Source organism: Shinella sp. R2-11, assembly GCF_055330205.1.
In genome coordinates this window covers 56265-82958 of sequence record NZ_JBVAPC010000006.1, presented here as the reverse complement: position 1 = coordinate 82958, position 26694 = coordinate 56265, and the positions used below count along the sequence as shown (strand labels likewise).

Sequence of the window (26694 nt, the reverse complement as noted above, 5' to 3'; positions counted from 1 at the left end):
GGAGCGCAAACCCCAGCATCCCTCCCTTCTCCCCGCTCGCGGGGAGAAGGTCGCGGCAGCGGGATGAGGGGCTCGCCCGATGTGCCTTCGTCTTCAAACGAACAGCTTGTCCCCCACTCCCTCCACCAGCTCCGCGGCTGGCACTTCACCTGCCGCACCGCACAGACACCCCCGCCGGGCGACTGGCGGGTCTGGCTGCTGATGGGCGGGCGCGGCTCGGGCAAGACGCGGGCGGGCGTCGAATGGGTGCATGCGCTGGCGCTGGCGCGGCCGGAAAGCCGCATCGCGCTGGTGGCCGAGACGCTGGGCGACGCGCGCGAGGTGATGATCGACGGCGTGTCGGGCATCTGCCGCATCGCGCGGCGCTTGCGGCCGGACTTCGAGGCCTCGCGCCGCCGGCTCGTCTGGCCGAACGGGTCCATCGGGCAGATCTTCTCGTCGGAGGATCCGGAAAGCCTGCGCGGGCCGCAGTTCCATTTCGGCTGGTGCGACGAGCTCGGCAAGTGGAAGCACGCGCAGGAGACCTGGGACATGCTGCAATTCGGCCTGCGCCTCGGCGACGATCCGCGCGTGCTGGTGACGACGACGCCACGCCCGGTGCCGCTGCTGCGGGCGCTCGCCGCCGATCCGGCGACGGCGGTGCGGCGCATCGCGACCGCCGACAATGCGAAGAACCTTTCGCCGGGCTTCCTTTCCGCCATGGCCGACCGCTACGGCGGCACGCGGCTCGGGCGGCAGGAGCTCGACGGCGAGCTGATCGCCGACCGCGAGGACGCGCTGTGGACGAGGGCGCGGCTGGAGGCGATCCGCCTGCGCCAGCCGGGGCCGCTGTCGCGCATCGTCGTGGCGGTCGATCCGCCGGCGACGGCGTCCGCGGCTTCGGTCTGCGGCATCGTCGTCGCGGGACTGGATGGCAGCGGACGCGCGGTGGTGCTGGCGGATGGATCGGTGACGGGCGCGAGCCCGGCGGGCTGGGCGGGTGCGGTGGTGCGCGCCTTTCGGCGTTTCGACGCCGACCGGGTGGTGGCCGAGGTGAACCAGGGCGGCGACATGGTGACGGCGATGCTGAAGAGCGTCGACGCCAACCTGCCGGTTGCGACGGTGCGGGCGACGCGCGGGAAATTCCTGCGCGCCGAGCCGGTGGCGGCGCTCTACGAGCAGGGGCGCGTCGCCCATGCCGGCGCCTTCGCCGAGCTGGAGGACCAGATGTGCGATTTCGGCCCGGACGGACTTTCCGCCGGCCGCTCGCCGGACCGGCTCGACGCGCTCGTCTGGGCGCTGACGGCGCTGGTGATCGACCGGCTGGGCGAACCGCGGGTACGAGGGATCTGACGATGGATATCGACCGCAAGGTCTTCTTCGATGCCCTGCGCGGGACGCTCTACGGCGGGCGCCTGGCGCGCGGGCAGGTGGGCGGCATGACGGCGCTCCTCGACCGCTTCGAGCGGGGCGGCGAGACGGACGACCGCCGCTTCCTCGCCTATATGCTGGCGACGGCCCATCACGAGACGGGCGGGCGCATGCAGCCGGTGCGCGAGACCTTCGCCGCGAGCGACGCGGCGGCCATCGCGCATCTCGACCGGGCCTTTTCCGAGGGGCGGCTGCCGCAGGTCTCCGCGCCCTATTGGCGGCGGGACGCGGACGGCAAGAGCTGGCTCGGGCGCGGGCTGGTGCAGATCACCCACCGGCGCAACTACGAGCGGCTTTCGGCGCTGACGGGAGTCGACCTCGTCGCGCGGCCGGGGCGGGCGATGGAGCTGGCGGTGTCGGTGGAAATCCTGTTTGCGGGCATGCTGCAGGGCGCTTTCACGGGGCGGCGGCTGGCGGATCATTTTCCCGGCAGCGGTTCGGACTGGGTGGGCGCGCGGCGGATCGTCAACGGGCTGGACCGGGCGGAACGGGTTGCCGGGTACGGGCGGGCGTTTTTGGCGGCGCTGGGCGGGGAGGAGGGCAAGACCCCTCCCTAAATCCCTCCCCACAAGGGGGAGGGACTTAACCTGCCGCACCCTTTGCATTCCATTTCGAACGACGAGCAAGCCTCCTTCTTCTCCCCCTTGTGGGGGAGATGCCGGCGGGCAGAGGGGGCGGCCCCGCGCAGCCGGGGCATTGCCCGCCGCATTCCATTTTGCACGGTGAGCAAGCTCCCCGCCTTCTCCCTGCTTGGGGGCAGATACCGGCAATCACGAACCGAGACGATCGAGGACATCATGAAACTGCCATCCTTCCTCAAGCGCCGCCGCCAGGTGGCGGAAACCAAGGCGTCGGGCTTCTTCACGCTGACGGCGGAGGGCCGGGCGCACTGGTCGAGCCGGTCCTATGCCTCGCTGTCGCGCGAGGGCTTCATGAAGAACCCGGTGGCGCACCGGGCGGTGCGCATGATCGCCGAGTCGGCGGCCTCGGTGCCGTGGCTCGCTTATCAGGGCGAGGCGGAGCGGCCGGAGGATTTTCGCCTGGCGCTGCTTTCCCGGCCGAACGGGCGCATGGCGGGGACGGATTTCTTCGAGACGCTTTATGGGCACCTCCTGCTCTCCGGCAACGCCTTCGTCGAGGGCGTGCAGGTGGGCGAGGAACTGCGCGAGCTGCATCTGCTCCGGCCTGACAGGATGCGCATCGTCGAGGGGCGAGACGGCTGGCCGGAGGCCTATGAGTATCGCACCGGCAACCATGTGCGCCGGCATGCTGCGGGCGAGGGGCAGGCGATCCTGCATCTGAGGCTCTTCCATCCGCTCGACGACCAGCTCGGCTTCGCCCCGCTGGAGGCGGCCTCCATGGCGCTCGACCTCTCCAATGCGGCGGCGATCTGGAACAAGGCGCTGCTCGACAATTCGGCGCGGCCTTCCGGCGCGCTGGTCTACCAGCCGAAGGAGGGCGGCAACCTTTCGCCCGACCAGTACGACCGGCTGAAGAGCGAGCTGGAGGAGGGCTATTCCGGCGCGGCGCGCGCCGGGCGGCCGATGCTGCTGGAAGGCGGGCTCGACTGGAAGGCGATGGGGCTCTCGCCGCGCGAGATGGATTTCGTGGAGGCGAAGAACGGGGCGGCGCGCGACATCGCGCTCGCCTTCGGCGTGCCGCCCATGCTGATCGGCATTCCGGGCGATGCGACCTATGCCAATTACCAGGAGGCCAACCGCGCCTTCTGGCGGCTGACCGTGCTGCCGCTCGTCAGCCGCACGGCGGCGTCCTTCGCGGCGTGGTTTTCCGAGGAGGGGGACGGGCTGCGACTGGTGCCGGACCTCGATCAGGTGAGCGGGCTCGTGGCGGAGCGCTCCGAGCTCTGGGCGCGGGTGGGCACGGCGGGGTTTTTGACCGACGAGGAGAAGCGGCGGGCGGTGGGGTATTGAGGGGAGCGTTCGCCCCTCATCCGGCCTGCCGGCCACCTTCTCCTTGGCTGCGAGGAGAAGGGGATATGCCGCGCCGGTTTCCCCATTCTTCAACGTTGCGTAGGGCACGTCCCCTCTCCCCGCTTGCGGGGAGAGGGTTAGGGTGAGGGGCAGCGACGATTCTCGTGCGAAATCAGACGTATAAACGGGAAGCGTAAATCGCTTTGCCGATCTCCGGATTCAACCTCTGAAGGCGTTGAATCGGATTTCGAGCAAAACACCGCAAGGTCTTCAAAAGACTCGAAGGATCATCCTCGCCGGCCCCTTCGCGTCGGCGATTGCGGCCGCCTTTGGCCGAACCTTCTGGATTTCCATAATAATCTGAGAGGCTTAACAATGGCTGACATCGGAAACGACGGCGGGCTGTGGACGGCCCGGCTCATAGGCGCGTCCGCGGGCGCGGCCGTCTCGCTCATCTATCTCCTGCCGAGAAGCCGCCGCGAGGCGGGGTGCCGCTTCCTGACCGGGCTTGCCTGCGGGCTCGTCTTCGGCGGGCCGGCGGGGCTGTGGATCGCGGTCCGGCTCGGCATCGCGGGCTATCTCGGGCCGGCGGAGGTGCTGCTGACCGGCTCGGCGGCCGCCAGCCTTTCGGCCTGGTGGGGGCTCGGCGTGCTGGCGCGGCTGGCGGAGCGAATGAGGCAGTAGCCAATAGGCAATAGGCAGTAGGGGGGCGGCTTTGTCGGGAACCCTACTGCCGACTGCCTAACCCCTAATTCCTTCCAGGAGAGACCAATGACAACCGACGACCTGCCGGTCTGGCGGACGAAGAAATATGCCGATCTGACGCTTGCGGGCGTTTCCGGCGATGGGGTGTTTTCCGGCTATGCCAGCCTCTTCGGGGAGGTGGACCTCGGCAAGGATGCGATTGCGCCCGGCGCCTTCGTGCAGTCGTTGCGAAAGCGCGGCGCCTCGGGCGTGCGCATGCTGTTCCAGCACGATCCGGCCGAGCCTATCGGCCGCTGGCGCACCATCCGCGAGGACGAGCGCGGGCTTTATGTCGAGGGCGTGCTGTCGCCCGGTGTCGCCCGGGCGCGCGAGGTGCTGCAGCTCATGAAATCGGGCGCGCTCGACGGGCTGTCCATCGGCTTCCAGACGGTGCGCTCCAGGACCGACCGGGGCAGCGGCGTGCGCCGCATCCTGGAGGCGGACCTCTGGGAGATATCGATCGTCACCTTTCCCATGCTGCCCTCGGCGCGGGTGTCGAACGTGAAGAATGCGCGGTGGTTCCGCGACCGGGAAACGGAGCTCGTGCGCACCATGCGCCGGGCGGCCCGGATGATAAAACGCTAACAGGAGAGACCAGGCATGACGCAGACGACGAAGACCGCGCCGGAAATCAAGGCCGTGCCGGAAACGATGACCGCCGCCTTCGACGACTTCATGGAGGCCTTCGAGGCCTTCAAGGAGACGAACGACCGCCGGCTCGGCGAGATCGAGCAGAAGCTGACCGCCGACGTGGTGACGCGCGACAAGGTGGACCGCATCAACCGCGCCATGGACGAGCACAAGCGCGTGCTCGACGGGCTCGCGCTCAAGAAGGCTCGCCCGGCGCTCGGCGGGTCTGGCGAGGGCTCGCCCGAGGCGGCCGAGCACAAGGCGGCCTTCTCCGCCTATATGCGCCGGGGCGACGAAAGCGCGCTTCGGGCACTGGAGGGCAAGGCCATGTCGGTCGGCTCGGCGGCGGACGGCGGCTATCTCGTGCCGCCGGAAACCGATACGGAGATCGGCCGGAGGCTTTCCGCCGCTTCGCCGATCCGGGCGCTGGCGACGGTGCGGCAGGTCTCCGGCGCGGTGCTGAAGAAGCCCTTCGCGACCTCCGGCATGGCCTGCGGCTGGGTAGCGGAGACGGCCTCGCGGCCGCAGACCAATGCCGCACAGCTTGCCGAGCTATCCTTCCCGACCATGGAGCTTTACGCCATGCCGGCGGCGACGGCGGCGCTGCTCGACGATGCGGCGGTGGATGTCGAAAGCTGGATCGCCTCGGAGGTCGACATCGTCTTCGGCGAGCAGGAGGGCACGGCCTTCGTCTCCGGCGACGGCACCAACAAGCCGAAGGGGTTCCTCAGCTATACCAATGTCGCCGACAGCGGCTGGAGCTGGGGCAATATCGGCTATATCGCCACGGGCGCGGCCGGTGCCTTCAAGGCGAACGGGCCGTCCGACACGCTGATCGACACGATCTATGCGCTGAAGGCGGGGCACCGGCAGAGCGCCAGCTTCGTCATGAACCGCAAGACGCAGAGCACCATCCGCAAGTTCAAGGATGCGGACGGCAACTACCTCTGGCGCCCGCCGGCAACGCCCGGCCAAGCGGCCTCGCTGATGGGCTTCGCCATCGCCGAGGCCGAGGACATGCCGGACGTGGCGGCCGACAGCGTCTCCATCGCCTTCGGCGATTTCCGCGCCGGCTACCTCGTCGTCGACCGCACGGGCGTTCGCGTACTGCGCGATCCCTATTCGGCCAAGCCCTATGTGCTGTTCTACACCACCAAGCGCGTCGGCGGCGGGGTGCAGAATTTCGAGGCGATCAAGCTGGTGAAGTTCGCGGCGAGCTGAGGGCAAGACCCCTCCCCAACCCCTCCCCACAAGGGGGAGGGGCTTACCGTGCCACGCACTCTGCATTCCATTTCGAACGATGAGCAAGCCTCCCCTTTCTCCCCCCTTGTGGGGGAGATGCCGGCAGGCAGAGGGGGTGGCCCCGCGAAGCAGGGGCGTTACACGGGAAGACCCCTCCCTAAATCCCTCCCCACAAGGGGGAGGGACTTAACGTGCAGCACCCTTGGTATTCCATTTCGAACGGTGAGCAAGCCTCCATCTTTCTCCCCCCTTGTGGGGGAGATGCCGGCAGGCAGAGGGGGACTTTCTTCTGTTTCTTTTTCTCTCGCCCCGGCGGGCGTTCCCTGCCGCCGGTGCCGCGGGCGCGGTTTTCCTCCCGGCCGCGCCCGCATTTCCTCCATCAGACAGGATTGCCATGACCATTGCCGAACTCATGCCGCCGGCCGTGGAGCCGGTCACGCTCGCCGAGGTGAAGGCGCATCTGCGCCTCGACACGGACGACGAGGATGCGCTTCTGGCGGCGCTGGTCCGCACGGCGCGCCAATATATGGAGGCCGAGACGGGGCTTTGCCTGATCGTGCGGCTGCTGCGCCTCTATCTCGACGACTGGCCGGAGGGCAGGGTGATTCAGATTGCCAGCGGGCCGGTGCAAGCCATTGAAATGCTGACGGTCTACGACGATTTCGGTGCGCCGGTCGACGTGAGTACCGCCGGCTATGTCCTCGACGGCGCGGCGCGGCCGGCCCGGCTCATCCTGCCCGAACGTCCGGCGACGGCGCGGGCGATGAACGGCATCGAGATCGATTTCACCGCCGGCTTCGGCGAGAGCGGCGCGGAGGTGCCGGATACGCTGAAGCGGGCGCTGCTGCTGCATGTCGCCGTGATGTTCGAACTGCGCGGCGTGCTCGCCGTCGAGGACCAGCCGGGGGCGGTGCCCGAGGGCTACGACCGGCTCGTCGCGCCCTGGCGTCTGCGGAGGCTGTGATGGGTGCGCTCATCGATCCCGGCCGGCTGAATGCCCGCCTCGTGCTGGAGCGGCCGGAGGAAGTGCCGGATGGGCAGGGCGGCGTGACGGTGGGCTTTGCCACTGTTGCGGCGCTCTGGGCAGCCATCGAACCGGTGGGGGCGAAATCCACCGAGGCGGCGGGAGCGCTGCCCGTGACGGTGACGCACCGCATCCGGCTGCGCCGGTGCGATGACCTTGCCGGCGGCATGCGGCTGCGCAAGGGCGCGCGGCTTTTCGCCATCCGCGCCTTCCGCGACCCGGACGAGACGGGGCGCTACACGCTCTGCGACTGCGAGGAGATCAAGCCATGAGCGCGGCTTCCGTCCTGCAGAAGGCCATTTTCGCCCGTCTCTCGGGCGATGCGGCGCTGGTGTCGCTGGTTGGCGCGGCGGGCATCACCGACAGGCGGCTTGCCGAACCGGCCGCGCCGCTGCTGGTGATCGCCGGTATCGACAGCACGGACCATTCGACCGCCACGGAGGCGGGCGAGGACCATGTCGTGACGCTGGAGGCCTGGTCGGAGGCGGCGGGGCATCGGCAGGCGCAGGCGATCGCGGCCGCCGTCCGCGCGGCGCTGCACGACGCGCCACTGGTTCTGGCCGGCCATCACCTCGTGCTGCTCTTCCATCTCGACACGCGCCTGCGGCGTGACGGCAAGTCCCGCTTCCACCGCGCGGAAATGCGCTTCCGCGCGGTGACGGAGCCGGATGCCTGACATTTCTTTCACGGAAAGGACCTAGCCATGGTGGCACAGAAGGGGCGGGACCTCCTGCTCAAGATCGATGACGGGGCGGGCTTTGCGACGGTCGCGGGGCTGCGCTCGAAGCGCTTGTCCTTCAACGCCGCGCTCGTCGACGTGACGGATGCGGAATCGGCGGGGCGCTGGCGCGAACTGCTCGGCGGGGCGGGCGTGCAGCGCGCGGCGCTTTCCGGCAGCGGCATTTTCAAGGACCAGGCGTCCGATGCGCTGGTGCGTTCGCTGTTCTTCGCCGGCACCATTGCCGGCTGGCAGATCGTCATTCCGGATTTCGGCACGGTCGCGGGGCCGTTCCAGATCGCATCGCTCGAATATTCCGGCGCGCATGACGGCGAGGTGCTGTTCGAGATCGCGCTGGAATCGGCCGGTGCGCTAACCTTCGGGGCGCTCTGATGGGCGCGCGGGCGAACCGGCATCGCGGCGAGATCGAGGCCTGCCTCGACGGCGAGACGCGCGTGCTGTGCCTCACGCTCGGCGCGCTGGCGGAGCTGGAGACGGCCTTCGCCGTCGACAGCCTGACGGGGCTGGCCGAGCGATTTTCCAGTGGCCGGTTGAAGGCGGAGGACCTCATTCGCATCATCGGCGCCGGCCTTCGCGGCGGCGGCAACCTCTTCAGCGACGAGGACGTGGCGGCGATGGCGGTGGCGGAAGGGCTGGCGGGTTTCGCCCGCATCGCCGCCGAATTGTTGCAGGCGACGTTCGGCGGCGGCGGGGCGGGGCAAAACCCTCCGCCGCCGCATCCGGCCTGAGCGGCGAGACGCCAGCCTTCCCCTGGGAGGCGGTGCTTCATGCCGGGCTCTGCCGGATGCGGCTTCCCGCAAGGGATTTCTGGGCGATGACGCCGCGCGAACTCGGCTTCGCGCTCGGCCTGCTGCGGCCCTCGGCGGGCACGCCCGGCCGGGCAGGGCTTGCGGCGCTGATGCGGGCCTTTCCCGACAAGAAGGAGTGAACCATGGCCGACAGGAACGACACCCCGCTTTCCGCCACGCGGGCGGAGGCGGAGGCCCTTTCGAGCGTCTTCGACGACCTGGAGGCGCGCTCGCGCTCCTTCGGCTTCGCGCTCACCAATGCGCTGAAGGGTGCGGTGGTGGACGGCAAGGGGCTGGAAAGCGTGCTGCGCGGGCTGGCGCTGCGCATGAGCGATATCGCGCTTTCGGTGGGCATGAAGCCGCTGGAAGGGCTGCTGAGCTCCGGCATTTCCAGTTTGCTCGGCGGCGTCACGCCGTTCGCCAAGGGGGGCGTCGTGTCCTCGCCGACCTATTTCGGCAGCGGCGGCGGGCTCGGGCTGATGGGCGAGGCGGGGGCGGAAGCGATCCTGCCGCTCCGGCGCGGGCCGGACGGGGCGCTGGGCGTTGCGGCGGATGGCGGTGGCGGCGGGTCGCGCATCGTCTTCAACGTCACGACGCCGGACGCGGCGAGCTTCCGCAAGTCCGAGGGACAGATCGCCGCCATGCTGACCCGCGCGGTGGGGCGGGGGCAGCGGAGTTTGTGAGTGGGGAAGACCCCTCCCCAACCCCTCCCCACAAGGGGGAGGGGCTTACCGTGCCGCTCCCTTAGCATTCTATTTTGAGTGGTGAGCAAGCCTCACGCTTTCTCCCCCCTTGTGGGGGAGATGCCGGCAGGCAGAGGGGGCGGCCCCGCGCAGCAGGGGCGCTACACGGGAAGACCCCTCCCTAAATCCCTCCCCACAAGGGGGAGGGACTTAACGGGCCGCACCCTCTGCATTTCATTTTGAACGGTGAGCCAGCCTCCTCCTTCTCCCCCCTTGTGGGGCAAATGCCGGCAGGCAGACGGGACTTTCGGAGATATCCACATGGCAGGATTTCATGAGGTGCGGTTTCCGCTGCGGGTGGCGCTCGGCACCAGCGGCGGGCCGGTACGGCGGACGGATATCGTCAGCCTTTCCAACGGGCGGGAGAACCGCAACCGCCGCTGGCAGGATGCGCGGCGGCGTTACGATGCGGGCTCGGGCGTGCGCTCGGTCGATGACCTTTACGCCGTTCTCGCCTTCTTCGAGGCGCGAGCGGGGCAGTTCTACGGGTTCCGCTTCCGCGATCCGGTGGACCACAAGTCCTGCGAGCCGGGCGCGGCCGTCAGCGCCATGGACCAGTTCCTCGGCACCGCGGACGGGACGACGGCGACGTTTGAGCTCGTCAAGCGCTATGCGGATGCGGGCGGCGAGACGGTGCGCCGGATCGACAAGCCGGCGACCGGCACTGTGACGGTCGCGGTGGCGGGCAGTCCGGTGCCGGTGGCGGATTATACGGTGGACTACACGGCCGGGACGATCACTTTCAAGCCGGGCAAGGTGCCGCTGTCGGGCACGGTGCGGGCGGGCTTCGAATTCGACGTGCCGGTGCGCTTCGACACCGACCGGATCGACATCGACCTCGGGCAGTTCGACGCGGGGCGCATTCCCTCCATCCCGCTTGTGGAGATCAAGCCATGAGGGAGATACCGGCAGGGCTCCAGGCCCATCTCGACGGCGAGGCGACGACGCTCTGCAACGCCTGGCGCGTCACCCGGCGCGACGGCGTGGTGATGGGCTTCACCGACCACGACCGCGACTTTTCCTTCGACGGGCTCGCCTATCTGGCCGCCAGCGGCTTCGAGGCGAGCGAGACGGAGGACGGCAACGGGCTTTCGGCCGAGGGCGGCGACGTCTCGGGCGGCTTTTCCGCCGACGCCATCCGCGCCGAGGACCTTTCGGCGGGGCGCTATGACGGCGCGAAGGTGGAGGTCTTCACGGTCAACTGGCAGGACCCGTCGCAGCGGCTGCTGCTGAGGACGGCCGAGCTCGGCGAGGTGCGGCGCGAGGGCGGGCTTTTCCGCGTGGAGCTTCGGCGGCTGACGCACCGGCTCGACCAGATGCGCGGGCGCATCTATGCGCGCCAGTGCGATGCCATGTTCGGCGATGCGCGCTGCGGCATGGACCTTGCGGCCTACAGGGCGGTGGCGACGGTGACGGCGGTGCGCGACGACATGCATGTCGAGGTGAGCGGGCTTTCCGGTTTTGCGGAGCGCTTCTTCCGCTACGGCGTGCTGTCCTTCATCAGCGGCGCGGCGAAGGGGCTTTCGGCCGATGTCGAGGATCATCGCCGGCTGGAGGGCGCGGACGAACTGACGCTGTGGCTGCCGATGGCGGCGGAGATCGCCGTCGGCGACACGCTGGAGGTGACGACGGGCTGCGACAAGCGCTTTTCCACCTGCAAGGCGAAATTCGGCAACGACCTCAATTTCCAGGGTTTCCCGCATATTCCCGGCAGCGATTTCAGCTACGGCTATGCCGACGGCGAGACCGTGCATGACGGGAGCCCGCTCTATGACTGAGGCCTTCCGGGAACGGATCGTCGCCGTTGCGCGCGGCTTCATCGGCACGCCCTACCGGCACCAGGGGTCGCTGAAGGGCGTCGGCTGCGATTGCCTCGGGCTGATCCGCGGCGTCTGGCGCGAGCTTTACGGCGCGGAGCCGGAAGTGCCCGCGCCCTATGCGCCCGATTGGGCGGAGCGGACGGGCAGGGAGCGGCTGCTGGAGGCGGCCGCGCGCCATTGCGGGGCGGCGCTGCCTCTGGCGGACCTGCGCCCCGGCGACCTCCTCGTCTTCCGCTGGCAGGACGGCATGGCGGCAAAGCATGCCGGCATCGCCACGCCGGCGGATCGCTTCATCCATGCCTACGAGCAGGCGGCGGTGCTGGAATCGCCGCTCATTCCCGCCTGGCGCCGGCGCATCGCCGGCGTCTTCCGTTTTCCGGAGACCTTCTGATCCATGGCGACACTTCTTCTGCAAGCCGCGGGCGCGGCGCTCGGCAGCGTGTTCGGTCCCGTCGGCGCCATCGTCGGCCGGGCCGTCGGGGCGCTGGCCGGCTCTGTGGTCGACCGCTCGCTGATGGGCGGCGGGCGGACCCTTTCCGGCCCGCGCCTTGCCGATGCGCGCGTGCCGGGCGCCGAAGAGGGCACGGCGATCAGCCGCGTCTACGGCACGGCGCGCGTCGGCGGCACGTTGATCTGGGCGACGCGCTTCGAGGAGCAGGTGATCGTCCAGCGCCAGGGCGGCAAGGCGAGCGGCCCGCGCACGCAGACCTACCGCTACTTCGCCAATTTCGCGGTCGGCATCTGCGAGGGGCCAATCGCCTCCATCCGCCGCATCTGGGCGGACGGGCGCGAGGTCGACCTTTCGGCGCTCTCGGTGCGCGTTTATATCGGCACGCCCGACCAGCCGCCCGATCCGCTGATCGAGGCCAAGCAGGGGGCGGGGAATGCCCCAGCCTATCGCGGGCTTGCCTATGTCGTGCTGGAGCGCTTTCCGCTCGACGTCTACGGCAACCGCATTCCCATCCTGCATTTCGAAGTGGTCAAGCCCGTCGGCACGCTGGAGAAGAAGATCCGCGCCGTGACGGTCATCCCCGGCGCGACGGAGCACGGCTACGACCCGCAGCTTGTCACCGAACGCTTCGCCGCCGGCTCGGCCCGCCACCTCAACCGCAACATGGTGCTCGCCGCGACCGACTGGCACGCCGCGATGAACGACCTGCAGAGCCTCTGCCCGAACCTCGAACGTGTCGCGCTCGTCGTCTCCTGGTTCGGCACGGACCTTCGGGCGGGCCAGTGCAAGATGGTGCCGGGCGTCGAGGTGCGCACGCGCGGCACGGAGACGCGGGCCTGGCGCGTCGCGGGCGTTTCGCGCGCGGGCGCCTATCTCGTCAGCCGCAACGGCGGGGCGGCGGCCTATGGTGGCACGCCCTCGGATGCGAGCGTCATCGCGGCGATCCGCGACCTCAAGGCGCGCGGGCTGGAGGTCTATCTCTATCCCTTCCTGATGATGGACATACCGGAAGGCAACGCCCTGCCGGACCCCTATGGCGGAACCGGGCAGGCGGCCTATCCCTGGCGCGGACGCATCACCTGCCATCCGCCCTCGGCCGACCGCACGGGCGCGGCGCGCACGCAGGTCGCCGCCTTCCTCGGCAATGCGCAGCGGGCGCATTTTTCCGTTTCTGGCGAGACCATCGTCGCGCCCTCGGGCGACCAGGGCTTCCGGCGGATGATCCTGCATCATGCGCTGCTGGCGGAAGCGGCGGGCGGCGTCGACGGCTTCCTCATCGGCACGGAGATGCGCGGCCTCACGTGCCTGCGCGATGTAGAAGGGCGCTTTCCCTTCGTCGAGGGGCTCTGCACCCTTGCGGGCGACGTGCGCACGATCCTGCGCGCCGGCACGAAGATCACCTATGCGGCGGACTGGAGCGAATATTTCGGCTACCAGCCGGCCGACGGCAGCGGCGAGGTGCACTATCATCTCGACGCGCTCTGGGCGCATCCGGCCATCGACGCCGTGGGCATCGACAACTACATGCCGCTTGCCGACTGGCAGGACGGCGACACGCTCGCCGGCAACCCGGACGGTTTCCGCCACGGCGAGGACATGGCGGGCATGGCCGGCATGATCGCCGGAGGCGAGGGCTTCGACTGGTATTATGCGGACGATGCCGACCGCAAGGCGCGCATCCGCCGGCCGATCAGCGACGGGGCGGCGGGAAAGCCCTGGACCTTCCGCTACAAGGATATCGCGGGCTGGTGGGCGAACCTGCATTACGAGCGCGGGCCGGGCGGGGCGGAACTGCCGACGCCGACCGCCTGGGTGCCGCGCGGCAAGCCCGTCTGGTTCACCGAGCTCGGCTGCCCGGCCATCGACAAGGGCGCCAACCAGCCGCAGACCTTCCTCGACCCGAAGAGCATCGAGAACACGCTGCCGCACCATTCGGGCGGGGCGCGCAGCGATTCCATGCAGCGCCGCTTCCTCGACGCCCATCACGACTGGTGGCAGGGCGCGGGGCCGGAGGCGGGCATGGTCGATCCCGGCCGCATGTTCCTGTGGACCTGGGATGCGCGGCCCTATCCGGCCTTCCCGGAAAACACCGCGCTCTGGGCGGACGGCATCAACTGGCAGCGCGGGCACTGGCTGAACGGCCGGCTCGGCGCGGGCACCGTCGCCGACGTCATCGCCGCCATCCTGACCGACAACGGCTTTGCCGATTTCGACGTTTCGGGCGTGGTGGGCGACCTGCCGGGCCTCGTGCAGGGCGAGCAGGCCTCGGCGCGCGGGCTGATCGAGCCGCTGATGGAGGCCTTCCAGATCGACGCGCTGGAGGCGAACGGTAGGCTCACCTTCCGCTCGCGGCTGAAATCCGCCCTGCCGGCGACCCGGCTCGACGTGCTCGCCGAACGGCCGGACGAGGCGCTTTTCGAGGAGACGCGCGGCCATATCAGCGATCTGGCCGGCGAGGCGATCCTCGACCATTTCGACGAGACGAGCGCCCATCCGCGCGTCACCACGCGCTCCCGGCGCATGGCGGGCGACACGGACCGGGTGCTGCGCATCTCGCTGCCGGCCGTGCTGCATGCGGGTGCGGCGACGACGAGCGTCGAGACCGCGCTGCGCGACCATCGCTCCGGCCAGCGCCGCGTCACCTTCCGCCTGCCGCCGACGGCGCTCGGCTTCACGCCCGGCGATGTGGTGCGGCTCGCCGAGGGGCCTTCCGGGCGCTTCCTCATCACCGGCATCACCGACGGCCTCGTGCGCGAGGTGGAGGCGCGGGGACTGGCGGCGGGCGAGAGCGCCGCGCCTCTGGTGGTCGGCGGCGGCAGCAAGCCGGTCAACGGGGCGGGACCAGCGGATGCCTTCTCGCCGGTCATCGCCTTTCTCGACCTGCCGGTCCTCGGCTCGGGCGAGGCGCAGGATTTCGCCTCGATCGCCGCTTATGCGCGGCCGTGGCGCTCCATGGTCGTCTCCAGCTCGGAAACCAGCGAGGGCTACCGCATCCGCGTCCGCCTCGACCGGCCGGCGCGGATCGGTGAACTGGCCGAGCCGCTGGCGGCGGGCGTCGTCGGGCGCTTCGACCCGGACCGGGCGATCCTTCTCGACCTGCCCACGGGCGGGCTCTCCTCCGTGGATACGGTGAGCGTGCTGAACGGCGGCAACCGCCTTGCCGTTGAGGGCGCAAACGGCGCGTGGGAGATCGTCGCCTTCCGCACGGCGAGCGAGATCGCGCCGGGGCGCTGGCGGCTGACGGGGCTGTTGCGCGCGCTTTGCGGCACGGAGGACGCCATGGTGTCCGGCCATGCCGAAGGGGCGCAGGTCGTGGTGCTCGACGATGCCGTGCGCCCGCTCGGCCTCGACGTGGAGGAGATCGGGCGGCTTTCCAACTGGATCGTCGATGCTGTCGGCGTTTCCGAAGGGCAGGTGGGACCGTTCGCCTTTGCCGGCGGGCAGCGGGCCTTGACGCCGCTCTCGCCCGTGCACCTTCGCGGCCGGCGCGGGCTCGACGGCGTGGCGCGCTTCTCGTGGATACGGCGCGGGCGGATCGATTCGGATAGTTGGCTCGCCGCCGAAATCCCGCTCGACGAGCCGGCGGAAACCTATCGCCTCGATATCCTTGCGGGCGGAACGGTGCTGCGCAGCGTCGAGACCCCGGTCCCCGCCTACACCTATCCGGCCGCCGACGAGCTGGCCGATTTCGGCGCGCCGCAAGGCTCGCTCTCTATCCGCGTGCGCCAGCTCGGCCGCGCGGTGCCGCTCGGCCTGCCGGCCGAGGCGACACTCATCCTCTAGGAAAGGAAAAGCCATGAACGACGTGAAAGCCTGGTACCGGTCGCGCACCGTCTGGGGCGCGCTTGTCGCGATTCTCGCCTCGCTTGCCCATGCCGCCGGGGTCGAAGTGACGGCCGGCGACGAGGCCGAGCTAGCCGATCTTCTCGTCGCGGCGGTGGGCGTGGTCGGCGGCCTCGTGGCGCTGATCGGCCGGATTTCGGCGAGCCGGCGCGTGCGCTAGGCGGCATTTCCGACCCCGGCCTGCATTCATTTGCCATTCAGCGTGGATCGTTTATTGCTTGCATCACACTGATCCGCATCTGAAAGTATGTTCATGGCCTCGCCACTTCTCATATCCGCGCTTGCGGCCAGCCTGATGCTCCCGGCGCCCGTCGAAACGGGCGCGCGGCGGGATGTCGTCGCGGTGGGCGGCGATTGCAGCAGCGCGGCCGCGCAGGTGGTGGCCCAGACCGGTGGCGAGCTTCTGTCCGCCAAGCCGGATGGCAATAGCTGCGTGGTGACCGTGCTGGTGCCCGGCAATGGCAATGCCCGCCCGCGCAAGGTGACGGTGCGCGTGCCGATGTAAGGGCCGCCGGGCTATCTTGCCCGGCGATGGAGTGGAGACGGGGACGACGCGATGCGCATTCTGGTGGTCGAGGACGACGTCAATCTGAGCCGGCAGCTCAGCGAGGCGCTGAAGGAGGCGGGCTACGTGGTGGACCAGGCCTTCGACGGCGAGGAAGGCCACTATCTCGGCGACACCGAGCCCTATGACGCCATCATCCTCGATATCGGCCTGCCGGAGATGGACGGCATTACCGTCCTCGAGAAATGGCGCGCCGACGGCAAGGCGATGCCGGTCCTGCTGCTGACTGCCCGCGACCGCTGGAGCGACAAGGTCGCCGGCATCGATGCCGGCGCCGACGACTATGTGGCAAAGCCCTTCCATGTCGAGGAGGTGCTGGCGCGCATCCGCGCCCTCATCCGCCGCGCGGCCGGCCATGCCAGCCCCGACATCGTCTGCGGCCCCGTCCGGCTCGACACCAAGGGCTCCAAGGCGACCGTCAACGGCGAGACGCTCAAGCTCACCTCGCACGAATATCGACTGCTCTCCTATCTCATGCATCATATGGGCGAGGTCGTCTCGCGCACCGAGCTGGTCGAACACATGTACGACCAGGATTTCGACCGCGATTCCAACACGATCGAAGTGTTCGTCGGGCGCCTGCGCAAGAAGATCGGCGTCGACCTGATCGAGACCGTGCGCGGCCTCGGCTACCGGATGCAAGCCCCCGCCAATGGCAAATAACGCCAGGCGCTCCCGCTCGCTCACCTTCCGCGTCCTCTTCCTCGCCTCCCTCTGGGCCGCGGTGGCGCTCGTCGTCATCGCCGTGGTCATCTCCACGCTTTACAGGCAGAGCGCGGAGAAAAGTTTCCGCGATCTCCTGCGCGCCCAGCTCTACAACGTCATCAACTCGGTCTCGGCGGGCGAGAACACCCGGCTTGCCGGCACGCCGCAGCTCGGGGACCTGCGCTTCTTCCAGCCGCAATCCGGCTGGTACTGGATCGTCGAGCCGATCGGCGGGGCGCTGGAGGGCGAGGCGCTGACCTCCTCCTCGCTCGGCACCGGCAGCATCCCGATTCCCGATACCGACAGCATCCCCTTCGACACGCGCTACGAGCGCTTCTACACCACGGTCGATTCCTTCGGGAACGAGGTGGAGGTGGGCGAGACGGAAGTGGTGCTCGACGACGAGGGGCGCACGGCGCGCTTCCGCGTCGTCGGCAACCGCGACGTGCTGGAAGAGGACATCAACGATTTCTCCGGCAGCCTCTATCTGGCGCTCGCCGGCTTCGGCGTCGGCAGCCTTCTCCTCAACGCGGCGGCAATCCTCATCGGCCTAAAACCGCTCGACCGCGCCCGCAAGGCGCTGGAAAAGATCCGGGCCGGCGAGAGCGAGCAACTCGACGGCGATTTCCCGAGAGAAATCCTGCCTTTGGCGAGCGAGGTGAACGCGCTGATCGACAGCAACCGGCGCATCGTCGAGCGCGCCCGCATGCAGGTCGGCAACCTTGCCCATTCGCTGAAGACGCCGATCGCCGTGCTGCTCAACGAATCGCGCCTCCTCGCCGCGCCGCAAGGCGACCTCGTGAAGACGCAGGCCGAGGCCATGCAGGGACAGGTGCAATCCTACCTCAACCGCGCCCGCATCGCCGCCCAGCGCGAATCGGTGCTGGCCCGCACGGAGGCGCTTCCGGTGCTCGAACGGCTGGTGCGCGTGATGCGGCGGCTGAATGCCGAGATCCAGTTTCCGCTGGCGGTCGATCCGCCCGGCCTCGTCCTGGCGATGGAGCAGCAGGACGTCGAGGAGACGGTCGGCAATCTCCTCGAGAATGCGGCGCGCTATGCCCGCACGGCGGTCGCCGTCCGCGTCACCCCGGCACCGGCCGACATGCGCGGCAACGACGACGGGCGCAAGAGCTGGATCGTGATCGAGGTGGAGGACGACGGTCCGGGTCTTGAGTCCGACCAGATCCGCGAGGCGATGAAGCGGGGAAAGCGGCTCGACGAAAGCAAGCCGGGCACCGGCCTTGGCCTTTCCATCGTCAGCGAGATCGCCTCGGAATACCAGGGGACCTTCGGGCTTTCGCGCGGGGCCGGCGGCGGGCTGCTGGCGCGGCTCGTTCTGCCGGCGGTCACAAAGGATGTTGCCTGAGGCGGCGGACAATGCAACAAGGAAAGGGCTCGCGACGATGAGGATCGCGGACGTGGATGGTTATGGCGCGGCTTGCCGCCCCTTGCGTGTAGAGAGACGGTCCCAGCGGATGAAGACGGGTTTGCGCGGCGCCTTTTTCCCTTTGCTTCTGGCAACAGCGACGGTTTCGGGATGCACCACCACATCGGGCGGCAAGAGCATGGCCGGCGGCGTGCTGCCTTCCGGCTCGCAGGGCGCCGCCGTCTATATCTCCGCGCTCCAGGGCGGTCTCGTGAGCCGCAATGCGGCGACGCAGCTTTCCAAGGCCGACATGCAGCGGGCGCTTGAGGCGGAATACCGCGCGCTCGAGGCGGCCCCCGGCGGCCAGCCGGTCGTCTGGCAGGGCAAGGGCGTCAGCGGCTCGGTCGTCGCGGCCGCGCCCTATCAGGTCGGCTCGCAGAACTGCCGCCAGTACCGCCATACGCTGACGGTCGAGGGCCGCGACACCACGACCCGCGGTGCCGCCTGCCGCAATGCCGACGGCGCCTGGACGCCGCTTTCCTGAACGCCCGGGCCTGAACAGGCGCGAACTTGCGGCGAAACGCCTCAATTTCGCGTCATCGCGCCGGGGGGAATTGGAAACGCCCCGGTGTTCCAGTATTTGAACGGTCATGTTCTTCTGGATTCTCGTCGCCATCCTGACGGCCGCCGTCGCTGTCGTCCTGCTCCTGCCGCTGCTGCGCCATCCCGCGGAGGCGGCGGACGATGCCGGCTATGACGTCGAGGTCTATCGCGACCAGCTCGAGGAATTGAAGCGCGACGAGGCGACGGGTCTCATCGGCGCAGGCGAGGCCGAGCTTGCCCGCGCGGAGGTCGCGCGCCGGCTGATCGCCGCCCGCAAGGCCGGGGCGAGGGCGCGGACGGGCTTGGCGAGCCGCCGCAACCGGCTGGCGCAGCTCTGCGTGATCGTGCTCCTGCCCGCCGTCGGGCTCTGTCTTTACATCGCGACCGGCCGGCCGGATCTTCCGGCCCAGCCGCTCGCCGAACGCCTCGCCAATCCCGGCAACGATATCGGCATCCTCGTCGCCAAGGCGGAGAACCATCTGGCCCGCAATCCCGAGGACGGGGAGGGCTGGGACCTGCTTGCACCGATCTATTACCGCAGCGGCCGGATGGAGGATGCGGCGAACGCCTTCTCCGAGGCGATCCGCCTGCTCGGCGAGACGCCAGACCGGCTCGACGGCTATGCGGAGACGCTGATCGCCCTTGCGAACGGCATCGTCACCGCGGATGCGCGCAAGCACCTCGAAGCATCGCTGAAGCTCAATGCCGACAATCCCCGCGCCCGCTACTATCTCGCGCTGGCGCTGGAGCAGGAAGGCAAGCGCGAGGAGGCCCGCGCGGCCTTCGAGGCGATGGCGAAGCAAGCGCCGGCCGATGCGCCCTGGCTGCCGCTCGTCAACAAGCATATCACCGCGACGGGTGAGGACGGCGGCACGGCCGGCCAGCCCGGCAATCCGACGGCAGAGGACGTTGCCGCCGCCGAGGACATGTCGGCGGGCGACCGTCGGCAGATGATCGGCGGCATGGTCGAGGGCCTCGCGGCGAAGCTCCAGGAAAATCCCGACAATTTCGAAGGGTGGATGCGCATCATCCGTTCCTATGTTGTGCTGGATCAAAGGCCGAAGGCCGAGGCGGCGCTAATGACGGCGCTGAAAACCTTCCCGGCGGACAGCGAGAACGGAAGACAGCTTCTCGCGCTGGCGCGGGAACTGTCGATTTCGGTTGAGGGCAGCGGACAATGACACGCAAACAGAAACGTCTGGCGGTGATCGGTGGCGGCGTCGCCTTCCTCGTCGCGGCAGTGCTGCTGGTCATGTTCGCCTTCAGCCAGTCGATCGCCTATTTCTACGTGCCGGGCGACCTCGCCAAGGCGAACCTCGCGCCGGGCACCCGCATCCGTCTCGGCGGTTTGGTGGAGGCCGGCACGGTCAAGCGCGGCGAGGGCTCCACGATAACCTTCACGGTGACCGACACGCTCGCCAACGTGCCGGTGACCTATACCGGCATCCTGCCGGACCTCTTCCGCGAGGGGCAGGGGGTCGTCGCCGAGGGCGCCTTCGGCACGGATGGACTTTTCGTCGCCGACACGGTTCTCGCCAAGCATGACGAGACCTATATGCCCAAGGATGTGGCCGACCGCCTGAAGGCGCAGGGCGTCGAGCTTTCCGGCAAGGAAACGATCAAATGATCATCGAGCTTGGACATTATGCCCTCGTGCTGGCGCTGGCGACGGTCGTCGTCCAGTTCGTCCTGCCGCTGGTCGGCACGATCCGGAACGACCGCTCGCTGATGGCCGTGGCCCCCGCCGCGGCCCTTGCCGGCTTCATGCTCGTGCTCTTCTCCTTCTCGGTGCTGACCTTTGCCTATGTCGTCTCCGACTTCTCGGTCGCCAATGTCTTCGAGAACTCGCATTCGCTGAAGCCGATGATCTACAAGATCTCCGGCGTCTGGGGGAACCATGAGGGCTCGATGATGCTCTGGCTCCTCATCCTCGCCTTCTTCAGCGCGCTGGTCGCGACCTTCGGCGCCAACCTGCCGGAGCGGCTGCGCGCCAACGTGCTGGCGGTGCAGGGGCTGATCTCGGTGGCCTTCGCCCTCTTCATCCTGCTGACCTCCAATCCGTTCCTGCGCCTCTCGCCGGCGCCGCCCGAGGGGCGGGACCTCAATCCGGTGCTGCAGGACATCGGCCTCGCCATCCATCCGCCGCTGCTCTATCTCGGCTATGTCGGCTTTTCCGTCTGCTTCTCCTTCGCCATCGCGGCGCTGATCGACGGTCGCATCGATGCGGCCTGGGCGCGGTGGGTGCGGCCCTGGGCGCTCGCCGCCTGGTCCTTCCTCACGGCGGGCATCGCCATGGGCTCATACTGGGCCTATTACGAGCTCGGCTGGGGCGGCTGGTGGTTCTGGGATCCGGTGGAGAACGCCTCCTTCATTCCGTGGCTCGCCGGCACGGCGCTGCTGCATTCCGCGCTCGTCATGGAAAAGCGCGAGGCGCTGAAGATCTGGACCGTGCTGCTCGCGATCCTCACCTTCTCCATGTCGCTGCTCGGCACCTTCCTCGTGCGCTCGGGCGTGCTGACCTCGGTACATGCCTTCGCGACCGATCCGACGCGCGGCGTCTTCATCCTCGGCATCCTGGTCTTCTTCATCGGCGGGGCGCTGTCGCTCTTCGCCTTCCGCGCGGCGACGCTCAAGGCCGGCGGCCTCTTCGCGCCGATCTCGCGCGAGGGCGCGCTCGTCCTCAACAACCTCATCCTGACGACGGCGGCGGCGACTGTGCTGACCGGCACGCTCTATCCGCTGGTGCTGGAGGCCTTGACGGGCGAGAAGATCTCCGTCGGCCCGCCCTTCTTCAACCTTACCTTCGGCCTTCTGATGCTGCCGCTGCTGCTGGCCGTGCCCTTCGGGCCGCTGCTCGCCTGGAAGCGGGGCGATATCCTTGCCGCCGGCCAGCGCCTCTTCGCGGCGGTCGGCATCGGCCTCGTCGTGGCGGCGGCGGTCGTCTATGCGCATGACGGCGGCCCGGTGCTTGCCTATTTCGGCCTCGCCATCGGCTTCTACATGATCGCGGGCGCGATCACCGATCTCTGGCTGCGCGCCGGCATCGGCAAGGTGGCCGGCAATGTCGCCTTCCGCCGCTTCATCGGCCTGCCGGGCTCGGCCTTCGGTACGGCGCTCGCCCATATCGGCATCGGCGTCACGGTCGTCGGCATCATCGCGGTCACCGCCTTTGAGACCGAGCACGTGGTGGAGATGAAGCCCGGCGCGCAGGTCGAGTCCGGCGGCTATACCCTGACCTTCGACGGCATGCGCCGCGGGCAGGGGCCGAACTATACGGAGGAAGCCGGCCACTTCACCGTGGCGCGCGGCGGCGTGATCGTCACCGAGATCTGGTCGTCGAAGCGCCTCTACATGGCGCGCCGCATGCCGACGACGGAAGCGGGCATCCGCACCTTCGGCCTCAGCCAGCTCTATGTCTCGCTCGGCGACGCCATGGCCGACGGCGGCATCGTCGTGCGCGTCTGGTGGAAGCCGATGATCCTGTGCATCTGGATCGGCGCGCTGATCATGATGGCGGGCGGCGCGGTCTCGCTCTGCGACCGGCGCCTGCGCGTCGGCGCGCCGCAGAAGGCGCGCAGGGCAAGGCCCGCGCTGGAGGCGGCGGAATGATGCGCCGCCTGCTGCTCGCCGCCTTTTTCCTGCTTTCGGCCTTCCCGGCCTTTGCCGTCAATCCGGACGAGGTCCTCTCCGATCCGGCGCTGGAGGCGCGCGCCCGGGCCCTTTCGGCCGAGCTGCGCTGCATGGTCTGCCAGAACCAGTCGATCGACGATTCCAATGCGGAACTTGCCCGCGACCTCCGCCTCCTCGTGCGCGAGCGGCTGAAGAACGGCGACAGCGACGAGGCGGTGATCGACTACGTGGTCTCCCGCTACGGCGAATTCGTGCTGCTCAATCCGCGTGTGCGCGGCGAGACGCTGCTGCTGTGGGGTGCGCCGCTGGTGCTCTTCCTCGCCGGCGCGACCGCGATGGTCCTCTTCGTGCGCCGGCGCGGCGGCCAGCCGACGGGCACGCCGCTTTCCGAAGCGGAAAAGGCCGAGCTGGAACGCGCCCTGAAAAACGACTAGCCTAATCCCCAACATTACGAAAAATTCATGCGGCGGATAGTGCCATGTAATGTGCGCCGGCCTATCTCTTTTCCATCGGCTGCCGGGCGCAGCCATGAGAGAAGAGAAAAAAGGTGCAAAGAATGTCCAAGATCTCCGCATTCCGTCCTGGCCTCAAGACCGTGCTGCAGACGACCACCGTCGCCGGGCTTGCGGCCGTCATGCTTGCGACCGGCATTCCCGCGCGCGTCACCGAAAGCCATGCCGAAGCCGTCACCGTCCAGGCCCCCCAGGTCGCGAGCTTCGCGGATGTCGTTTCGGCCGTTTCCCCCGCAGTGGTTTCCGTCCGCGTCCAGTCCGATGCCAAGCCGGCAAACGACGAGAGCAACTTCAGCTTCAACTTCGGCGGCCGCGGCTTCGACGACCTTCCCGACGATCACCCGCTGAAGCGCTTCTTCCGTGAATTCGGCGGCCAGGACCAGTTCCGCGGCGACCGCGGTCCGGATCGCCGCTTCGGCGACCGTCGCGGCCCGAACCGCAAGCCGCATCTGCGCCCGACCGCGCAGGGTTCCGGCTTCTTCATCTCCGAAGACGGCTACATCGTCACCAACAACCACGTCGTCAGCGACGGCTCGGCCTTCACGGTCGTCATGAACGACGGCACCGAGCTCAACGCGACGCTGGTCGGCAAGGACAGCCGCACCGACCTCGCCGTGCTGAAGGTCGCCGAGAAGGACAAGCGCAAGTTCACCTATGTCAGCTTCGCCGATGACAGCCAGATCCGCGTCGGCGACTGGGTCGTCGCCGTCGGCAATCCGTTCGGCCTCGGCGGCACGGTGACGGCCGGCATCATCTCGGCCCGCGGCCGCGATATCGGCTCCGGCCCCTATGACGACTACCTCCAGGTGGACGCCGCCGTGAACCGCGGCAATTCGGGTGGCCCGACCTTCAACCTCAACGGTCAGGTCGTCGGCATCAACACCGCGATCTTCTCGCCGTCGGGCGGCAATGTCGGCATCGCCTTCGCAATCCCGGCTTCCGTCGCCAAGGGTGTCGTCGCCGACCTGATGAAGGACGGCAAGGTCGACCGCGGCTGGCTCGGCGTGCAGATCCAGCCGGTAAGCCGCGACATCGCCGATTCGCTCGGCCTTGCGGATGCCGCAGGCGCGCTGGTCGTCGAGCCGCAGGCCGACTCCCCCGGCGCCAAGGCCGGCATCAAGAAGGGCGACGTGATCACCGCGCTCGACGGCGAACCCGTTAAGGATCCGCGCGACCTTGCCCGCCGCGTCGCCGACATCGCGCCCGGCAAGAAGGTCGACGTTTCGGTCTGGCGCGATGGCAAGTCGCAGAACGTGTCGGTCGAGATCGGCACGCTGGCCGGCGAGCAGATCCAGGCCGCGGCGACCCCCGACGAAGCAGCTCCTGCCGAGGAGAACAGCGAGCAGGCGCTCGCCGATCTCGGCATCTCGGTGACGCCGGGCGATGACGGCTTGACGGTCTCCACCGTCGATCCGGACTCCGACGCCAGCGACCGGGGCCTGAAGGAAGGCGACCGCATCACCTCCGTCAACAACCAGGCCGTCAAGTCGGCCGACGACGTGATGAAGGTGATCGACGGCGCCCGCAAGGACGGTCGCACCAAGGCGCTGTTCCAGATCGAGACCAAGGACGGCAGCCGCTTCCTGGCGCTGCCGATCGATCAGGGCTGACCGGCTCCGTTGTTCCCTGCTCACGGCGCCGCGAGATCGAAAGGTTTCGCGGCGCTGCCGTATAAGGCGGCCCATCATCCGGCCTGCTGGCGCGCCCAGCGCTCCTCGCCCCGTTTACGGGGAGAGGATGCCGGCAGGCAGGTGAGGGGCGGTCCGCGCCACACGAAAATCGCGAGATGCCGTTCCGACTCGCGGGACCATGCGCTAGGGTTGAAGCCATGAAGATATTGATTGTTGAAGACGATCTGGAGGCGGCGGCCTATCTCTCGAAGGCCTTTCGCGAGGCGGGCATCGTGCTCGATCATGCCAGCGACGGCGAAAGCGGACTCTTCCTTGCCACCGAGAACACCTATGACGTCCTCGTCATCGACCGCATGCTGCCGCGCCGCGACGGCCTGTCGCTGATCTCGGAGCTGCGCCGCCGCAATATCCATACGCCCGTGCTCATCCTCTCGGCCCTCGGCCAGGTCGACGACCGCGTGACGGGCCTTCGCGCCGGCGGCGACGATTACCTGCCCAAGCCCTATGCCTTCAGCGAGCTTCTGGCGCGCATCGAGGTGCTCGGCCGCCGCAAGGGCACGCCCGAGCAGGACATGGTCTACCGCGTCGGCGATCTCGAGCTCGACCGGCTCTCCCACACCGTCAAGCGCGCCGGCAGGGAAATCCTCCTCCAGCCGCGCGAATTCCGCCTGCTCGAATACCTCATGAAGAATGCCGGACAGGTGGTAACGCGCACCATGCTGCTCGAAAACGTCTGGGACTATCATTTCGACCCGCAGACCAACGTTATCGACGTCCATGTCTCGCGGCTGCGCTCGAAGATCGAGAAGGACTTCGACCAGCCGCTGCTGCGCACGGTGCGCGGCGCCGGATACATGATGAAGGACGAGGCGGCGGGCTGACCCCATGAACCGGATGCTCGGCAGGCTGACCGCCCTCTACCGCACGACGGCCGTGCGCCTCTCCGCCGTCTACCTGCTGCTCTTCGCCGCCTGCGCGGCCTTCCTCGTCTTCTACGTCTCCTCCATGTCGGAAGGCCTGCTCCAGCAGCAGATGCGCGAGGCGGTGGCGCAGGAGGCCGACCAGATCGAGCGCATCTTCGACAACAACGGCATGAACGGCCTCTTGCGCACGCTGGAGCGCCGCTCCCGCCAGCCCGGCGCAAACCTCTACATCATCGCCAGCCCCACCGGCGAGGTGCTGGCCGGCAACGTCGCCTCCCTCCAGCCGGGCGTGCTCGACACGGAGGGGTGGACAGAGACGCCGTTCCGCTACCAGCGCTACCAGGAGGAGGCGCGCGGCAACAGCCGGCCGATGGCCTATGCGCAGGTGATCGTGCTCTCCAACGGCCTTCGCGTGCTGGTCGGCCGCGATCTTGGCGAGCCGGAGAATTTCCGTGTGCTGGTGCGCCAGGCGCTGATGGTGGCGCTCGGCGTCATGGGTGTCGGCGCGCTCGCCATCTGGTATCTCATCGGCCGCAATGCGCTGAAGCGCATGGACCGCATGTCGGACGCCAGCCAGCGCATCATGGCCGGCGACCTATCGCAACGCCTGCCGACCAGCGGCTCCGGCGACGAATTCGACCGCCTGTCGGAATCATTGAACACGATGCTGGGGCGCATTGAGAAGCTGAACGAGGGCCTGAAGCAGGTCTCCGACAACATCGCGCATGACCTCAAGACCCCGCTGACGCGCCTGCGCAACAAGGCCGAGGCGGCGCTTGCCGGCGGCGCGGCGGCCGATCACCGCACGGCGCTCGAGGAGATGATCGGCGAATCCGACCAGCTCATCCGCACCTTCAACGCACTCCTGATGATCTCCCGCGTCGAAGCCGGGCAGGCGCCCGCCGAGATGAGCGCCGTCGACATCAGCGAGATCGCCCATGACAGCGCCGAGCTCTACGAGCCCGTGGCGGAGGATTGCGGCCTGCGGCTCGTCACCGAGATTGCCGACGGCATCGAGATCAAGGGCAATCGTGAGCTGATCGGCCAGGCGCTCGGCAACCTCATCGACAATGCCGTCAAATATGTCGAGGGCAGCGAGGGCGAGCCGGAGATCCGCGTCTCGCTGGCGCGGCGCGAGGCCGACGTCGTCCTTGCCGTCGCCGACAGCGGCCCCGGCGTGCCGGACGACAAGCGCGACGACGTGGTGCGGCGTTTCGTGCGCCTCGATGCGAGCCGCACCAAACCGGGAACCGGCCTCGGCCTCTCGCTCGTCGGCGCCGTCATGGAGATGCACCATGGCCGGCTGGAGCTCGACGCGACCCATCCGGAGCGGGAAAACAATCGGGGGCTGACCGTCAGGATGGTTTTCCCCATCCTCCCGGACTGATACACCT

29 protein-coding genes are annotated in these 26694 nt (G+C 68.6%); all 29 read left to right on the top strand.

Annotated features, from left to right (window positions below; genetic code table 11):
• Nucleotides 1-63 precede the first annotated feature (63 nt).
• The 29 genes from ACZ1A1_RS16230 to ACZ1A1_RS16090 all read left to right on the top strand — a co-directional run bounded on the left by ACZ1A1_RS16230 (nucleotide 64) and on the right by ACZ1A1_RS16090 (nucleotide 26687).
• Complete coding sequence (locus ACZ1A1_RS16230; RefSeq protein ID WP_463620701.1) at nucleotides 64-1332, top strand: DNA-packaging protein; 1269 nt, start codon at nucleotides 64-66, stop codon at nucleotides 1330-1332.
• Between the two features lie 2 nt (nucleotides 1333-1334).
• Nucleotides 1335-1967: a glycoside hydrolase family 19 protein gene (locus ACZ1A1_RS16225; protein ID WP_463620700.1), complete on the top strand. Its 633-nt coding sequence runs from the start codon at nucleotides 1335-1337 to the stop codon at nucleotides 1965-1967.
• Between the two features lie 240 nt (nucleotides 1968-2207).
• Nucleotides 2208-3341 (top strand): phage portal protein, encoded by a 1134-nt coding sequence (locus tag ACZ1A1_RS16220; protein ID WP_463620698.1) that lies wholly within the window; start codon nucleotides 2208-2210, stop codon nucleotides 3339-3341.
• A 375-nt stretch (nucleotides 3342-3716) separates the two neighbouring features.
• Nucleotides 3717-4025, top strand: a complete 309-nt coding sequence (locus ACZ1A1_RS16215; protein WP_203318269.1) for a DUF6107 family protein — start codon at nucleotides 3717-3719, stop codon at nucleotides 4023-4025.
• An 87-nt stretch (nucleotides 4026-4112) separates the two neighbouring features.
• Nucleotides 4113-4670: an HK97 family phage prohead protease gene (locus tag ACZ1A1_RS16210; RefSeq protein ID WP_463620697.1), complete on the top strand. Its 558-nt coding sequence runs from the start codon at nucleotides 4113-4115 to the stop codon at nucleotides 4668-4670.
• A 15-nt stretch (nucleotides 4671-4685) separates the two neighbouring features.
• Nucleotides 4686-5936 (top strand): phage major capsid protein, encoded by a 1251-nt coding sequence (locus ACZ1A1_RS16205; RefSeq protein WP_463620696.1) that lies wholly within the window; start codon nucleotides 4686-4688, stop codon nucleotides 5934-5936.
• A gap of 415 nt (nucleotides 5937-6351) precedes the next feature.
• A complete protein-coding gene (locus tag ACZ1A1_RS16200; RefSeq protein ID WP_463620695.1) occupies nucleotides 6352-6921 on the top strand; it encodes a head-tail connector protein in 570 nt (189 codons plus the stop codon).
• A complete protein-coding gene (locus ACZ1A1_RS16195) occupies nucleotides 6921-7253 on the top strand; it encodes a phage head closure protein (protein WP_463620694.1) in 333 nt (110 codons plus the stop codon). Before ACZ1A1_RS16200 ends, ACZ1A1_RS16195 begins: the two co-directional genes overlap by 1 nt.
• Nucleotides 7250-7657 (top strand): DUF3168 domain-containing protein, encoded by a 408-nt coding sequence (locus ACZ1A1_RS16190; protein ID WP_463620693.1) that lies wholly within the window; start codon nucleotides 7250-7252, stop codon nucleotides 7655-7657. The genes ACZ1A1_RS16195 and ACZ1A1_RS16190 overlap by 4 nt, the downstream gene beginning before the upstream one ends.
• Nucleotides 7658-7684: 27 nt before the next feature.
• Nucleotides 7685-8092 carry a phage major tail protein, TP901-1 family gene (locus ACZ1A1_RS16185; protein WP_234188668.1) on the top strand — a complete coding sequence of 136 codons (408 nt, stop codon included), beginning with the start codon at nucleotides 7685-7687 and terminating at the stop codon, nucleotides 8090-8092.
• Complete coding sequence (locus ACZ1A1_RS16180; RefSeq protein WP_463620692.1) at nucleotides 8092-8448, top strand: gene transfer agent family protein; 357 nt, start codon at nucleotides 8092-8094, stop codon at nucleotides 8446-8448. Before ACZ1A1_RS16185 ends, ACZ1A1_RS16180 begins: the two co-directional genes overlap by 1 nt.
• The gene (locus ACZ1A1_RS16175) at nucleotides 8382-8648 is read left to right on the top strand and encodes a rcc01693 family protein (RefSeq protein WP_463620887.1); all 267 of its coding nucleotides are present in this window, start codon (nucleotides 8382-8384) and stop codon (nucleotides 8646-8648) included. The genes ACZ1A1_RS16180 and ACZ1A1_RS16175 overlap by 67 nt, the downstream gene beginning before the upstream one ends.
• A 3-nt stretch (nucleotides 8649-8651) precedes the next feature.
• Nucleotides 8652-9191: a phage tail tape measure protein gene (locus tag ACZ1A1_RS16170; protein ID WP_463620691.1), complete on the top strand. Its 540-nt coding sequence runs from the start codon at nucleotides 8652-8654 to the stop codon at nucleotides 9189-9191.
• A gap of 321 nt (nucleotides 9192-9512) precedes the next feature.
• On the top strand, nucleotides 9513-10148 hold the full coding sequence (locus tag ACZ1A1_RS16165; protein ID WP_463620690.1) for a phage distal tail protein, Rcc01695 family: 636 nt from the start codon (nucleotides 9513-9515) through the stop codon (nucleotides 10146-10148).
• Nucleotides 10145-11029, top strand: coding sequence for a DUF2163 domain-containing protein (locus tag ACZ1A1_RS16160; RefSeq protein WP_463620689.1), 885 nt, complete (start codon nucleotides 10145-10147; stop codon nucleotides 11027-11029). The genes ACZ1A1_RS16165 and ACZ1A1_RS16160 overlap by 4 nt, the downstream gene beginning before the upstream one ends.
• Nucleotides 11022-11462, top strand: a complete 441-nt coding sequence (locus ACZ1A1_RS16155; RefSeq protein ID WP_463620687.1) for an NlpC/P60 family protein — start codon at nucleotides 11022-11024, stop codon at nucleotides 11460-11462. Before ACZ1A1_RS16160 ends, ACZ1A1_RS16155 begins: the two co-directional genes overlap by 8 nt.
• Before the next feature lie 3 nt (nucleotides 11463-11465).
• Complete coding sequence (locus ACZ1A1_RS16150) at nucleotides 11466-15305, top strand: baseplate multidomain protein megatron (protein WP_463620686.1); 3840 nt, start codon at nucleotides 11466-11468, stop codon at nucleotides 15303-15305.
• A gap of 13 nt (nucleotides 15306-15318) precedes the next feature.
• On the top strand, nucleotides 15319-15525 hold the full coding sequence (locus tag ACZ1A1_RS16145; RefSeq protein ID WP_313196616.1) for a hypothetical protein: 207 nt from the start codon (nucleotides 15319-15321) through the stop codon (nucleotides 15523-15525).
• A 93-nt stretch (nucleotides 15526-15618) separates the two neighbouring features.
• Nucleotides 15619-15870 (top strand): hypothetical protein, encoded by a 252-nt coding sequence (locus tag ACZ1A1_RS16140; RefSeq protein ID WP_119258930.1) that lies wholly within the window; start codon nucleotides 15619-15621, stop codon nucleotides 15868-15870.
• A 51-nt stretch (nucleotides 15871-15921) separates the two neighbouring features.
• Nucleotides 15922-16593: a response regulator transcription factor gene (locus ACZ1A1_RS16135; RefSeq protein ID WP_119258894.1), complete on the top strand. Its 672-nt coding sequence runs from the start codon at nucleotides 15922-15924 to the stop codon at nucleotides 16591-16593.
• Nucleotides 16583-18001, top strand: coding sequence for an ATP-binding protein (locus tag ACZ1A1_RS16130; RefSeq protein ID WP_463620685.1), 1419 nt, complete (start codon nucleotides 16583-16585; stop codon nucleotides 17999-18001). Before ACZ1A1_RS16135 ends, ACZ1A1_RS16130 begins: the two co-directional genes overlap by 11 nt.
• A 109-nt stretch (nucleotides 18002-18110) precedes the next feature.
• Nucleotides 18111-18545, top strand: a complete 435-nt coding sequence (locus tag ACZ1A1_RS16125; protein ID WP_463620684.1) for a hypothetical protein — start codon at nucleotides 18111-18113, stop codon at nucleotides 18543-18545.
• Between the two features lie 106 nt (nucleotides 18546-18651).
• On the top strand, nucleotides 18652-19785 hold the full coding sequence (gene ccmI, locus ACZ1A1_RS16120) for a c-type cytochrome biogenesis protein CcmI (protein WP_463620683.1): 1134 nt from the start codon (nucleotides 18652-18654) through the stop codon (nucleotides 19783-19785).
• Entirely contained in the window at nucleotides 19782-20231 is a 450-nt protein-coding gene (ccmE, locus tag ACZ1A1_RS16115; RefSeq protein WP_119258890.1) for a cytochrome c maturation protein CcmE, read from the top strand. Before ccmI ends, ccmE begins: the two co-directional genes overlap by 4 nt.
• Nucleotides 20228-22213 (top strand): heme lyase CcmF/NrfE family subunit, encoded by a 1986-nt coding sequence (locus tag ACZ1A1_RS16110; RefSeq protein ID WP_463620682.1) that lies wholly within the window; start codon nucleotides 20228-20230, stop codon nucleotides 22211-22213. Before ccmE ends, ACZ1A1_RS16110 begins: the two co-directional genes overlap by 4 nt.
• On the top strand, nucleotides 22210-22668 hold the full coding sequence (locus tag ACZ1A1_RS16105) for a cytochrome c-type biogenesis protein (protein WP_463620681.1): 459 nt from the start codon (nucleotides 22210-22212) through the stop codon (nucleotides 22666-22668). The genes ACZ1A1_RS16110 and ACZ1A1_RS16105 overlap by 4 nt, the downstream gene beginning before the upstream one ends.
• 122 nt (nucleotides 22669-22790) lie before the next feature.
• The gene (locus ACZ1A1_RS16100) at nucleotides 22791-24356 is read left to right on the top strand and encodes a Do family serine endopeptidase (RefSeq protein ID WP_463620680.1); all 1566 of its coding nucleotides are present in this window, start codon (nucleotides 22791-22793) and stop codon (nucleotides 24354-24356) included.
• Nucleotides 24357-24532: 176 nt separating this feature from the next.
• A complete protein-coding gene (locus tag ACZ1A1_RS16095) occupies nucleotides 24533-25258 on the top strand; it encodes a response regulator transcription factor (RefSeq protein WP_463620679.1) in 726 nt (241 codons plus the stop codon).
• A 13-nt stretch (nucleotides 25259-25271) separates the two neighbouring features.
• Nucleotides 25272-26687, top strand: a complete 1416-nt coding sequence (locus ACZ1A1_RS16090) for a sensor histidine kinase (protein WP_463620886.1) — start codon at nucleotides 25272-25274, stop codon at nucleotides 26685-26687.
• Nucleotides 26688-26694: the final 7 nt, after the last annotated feature.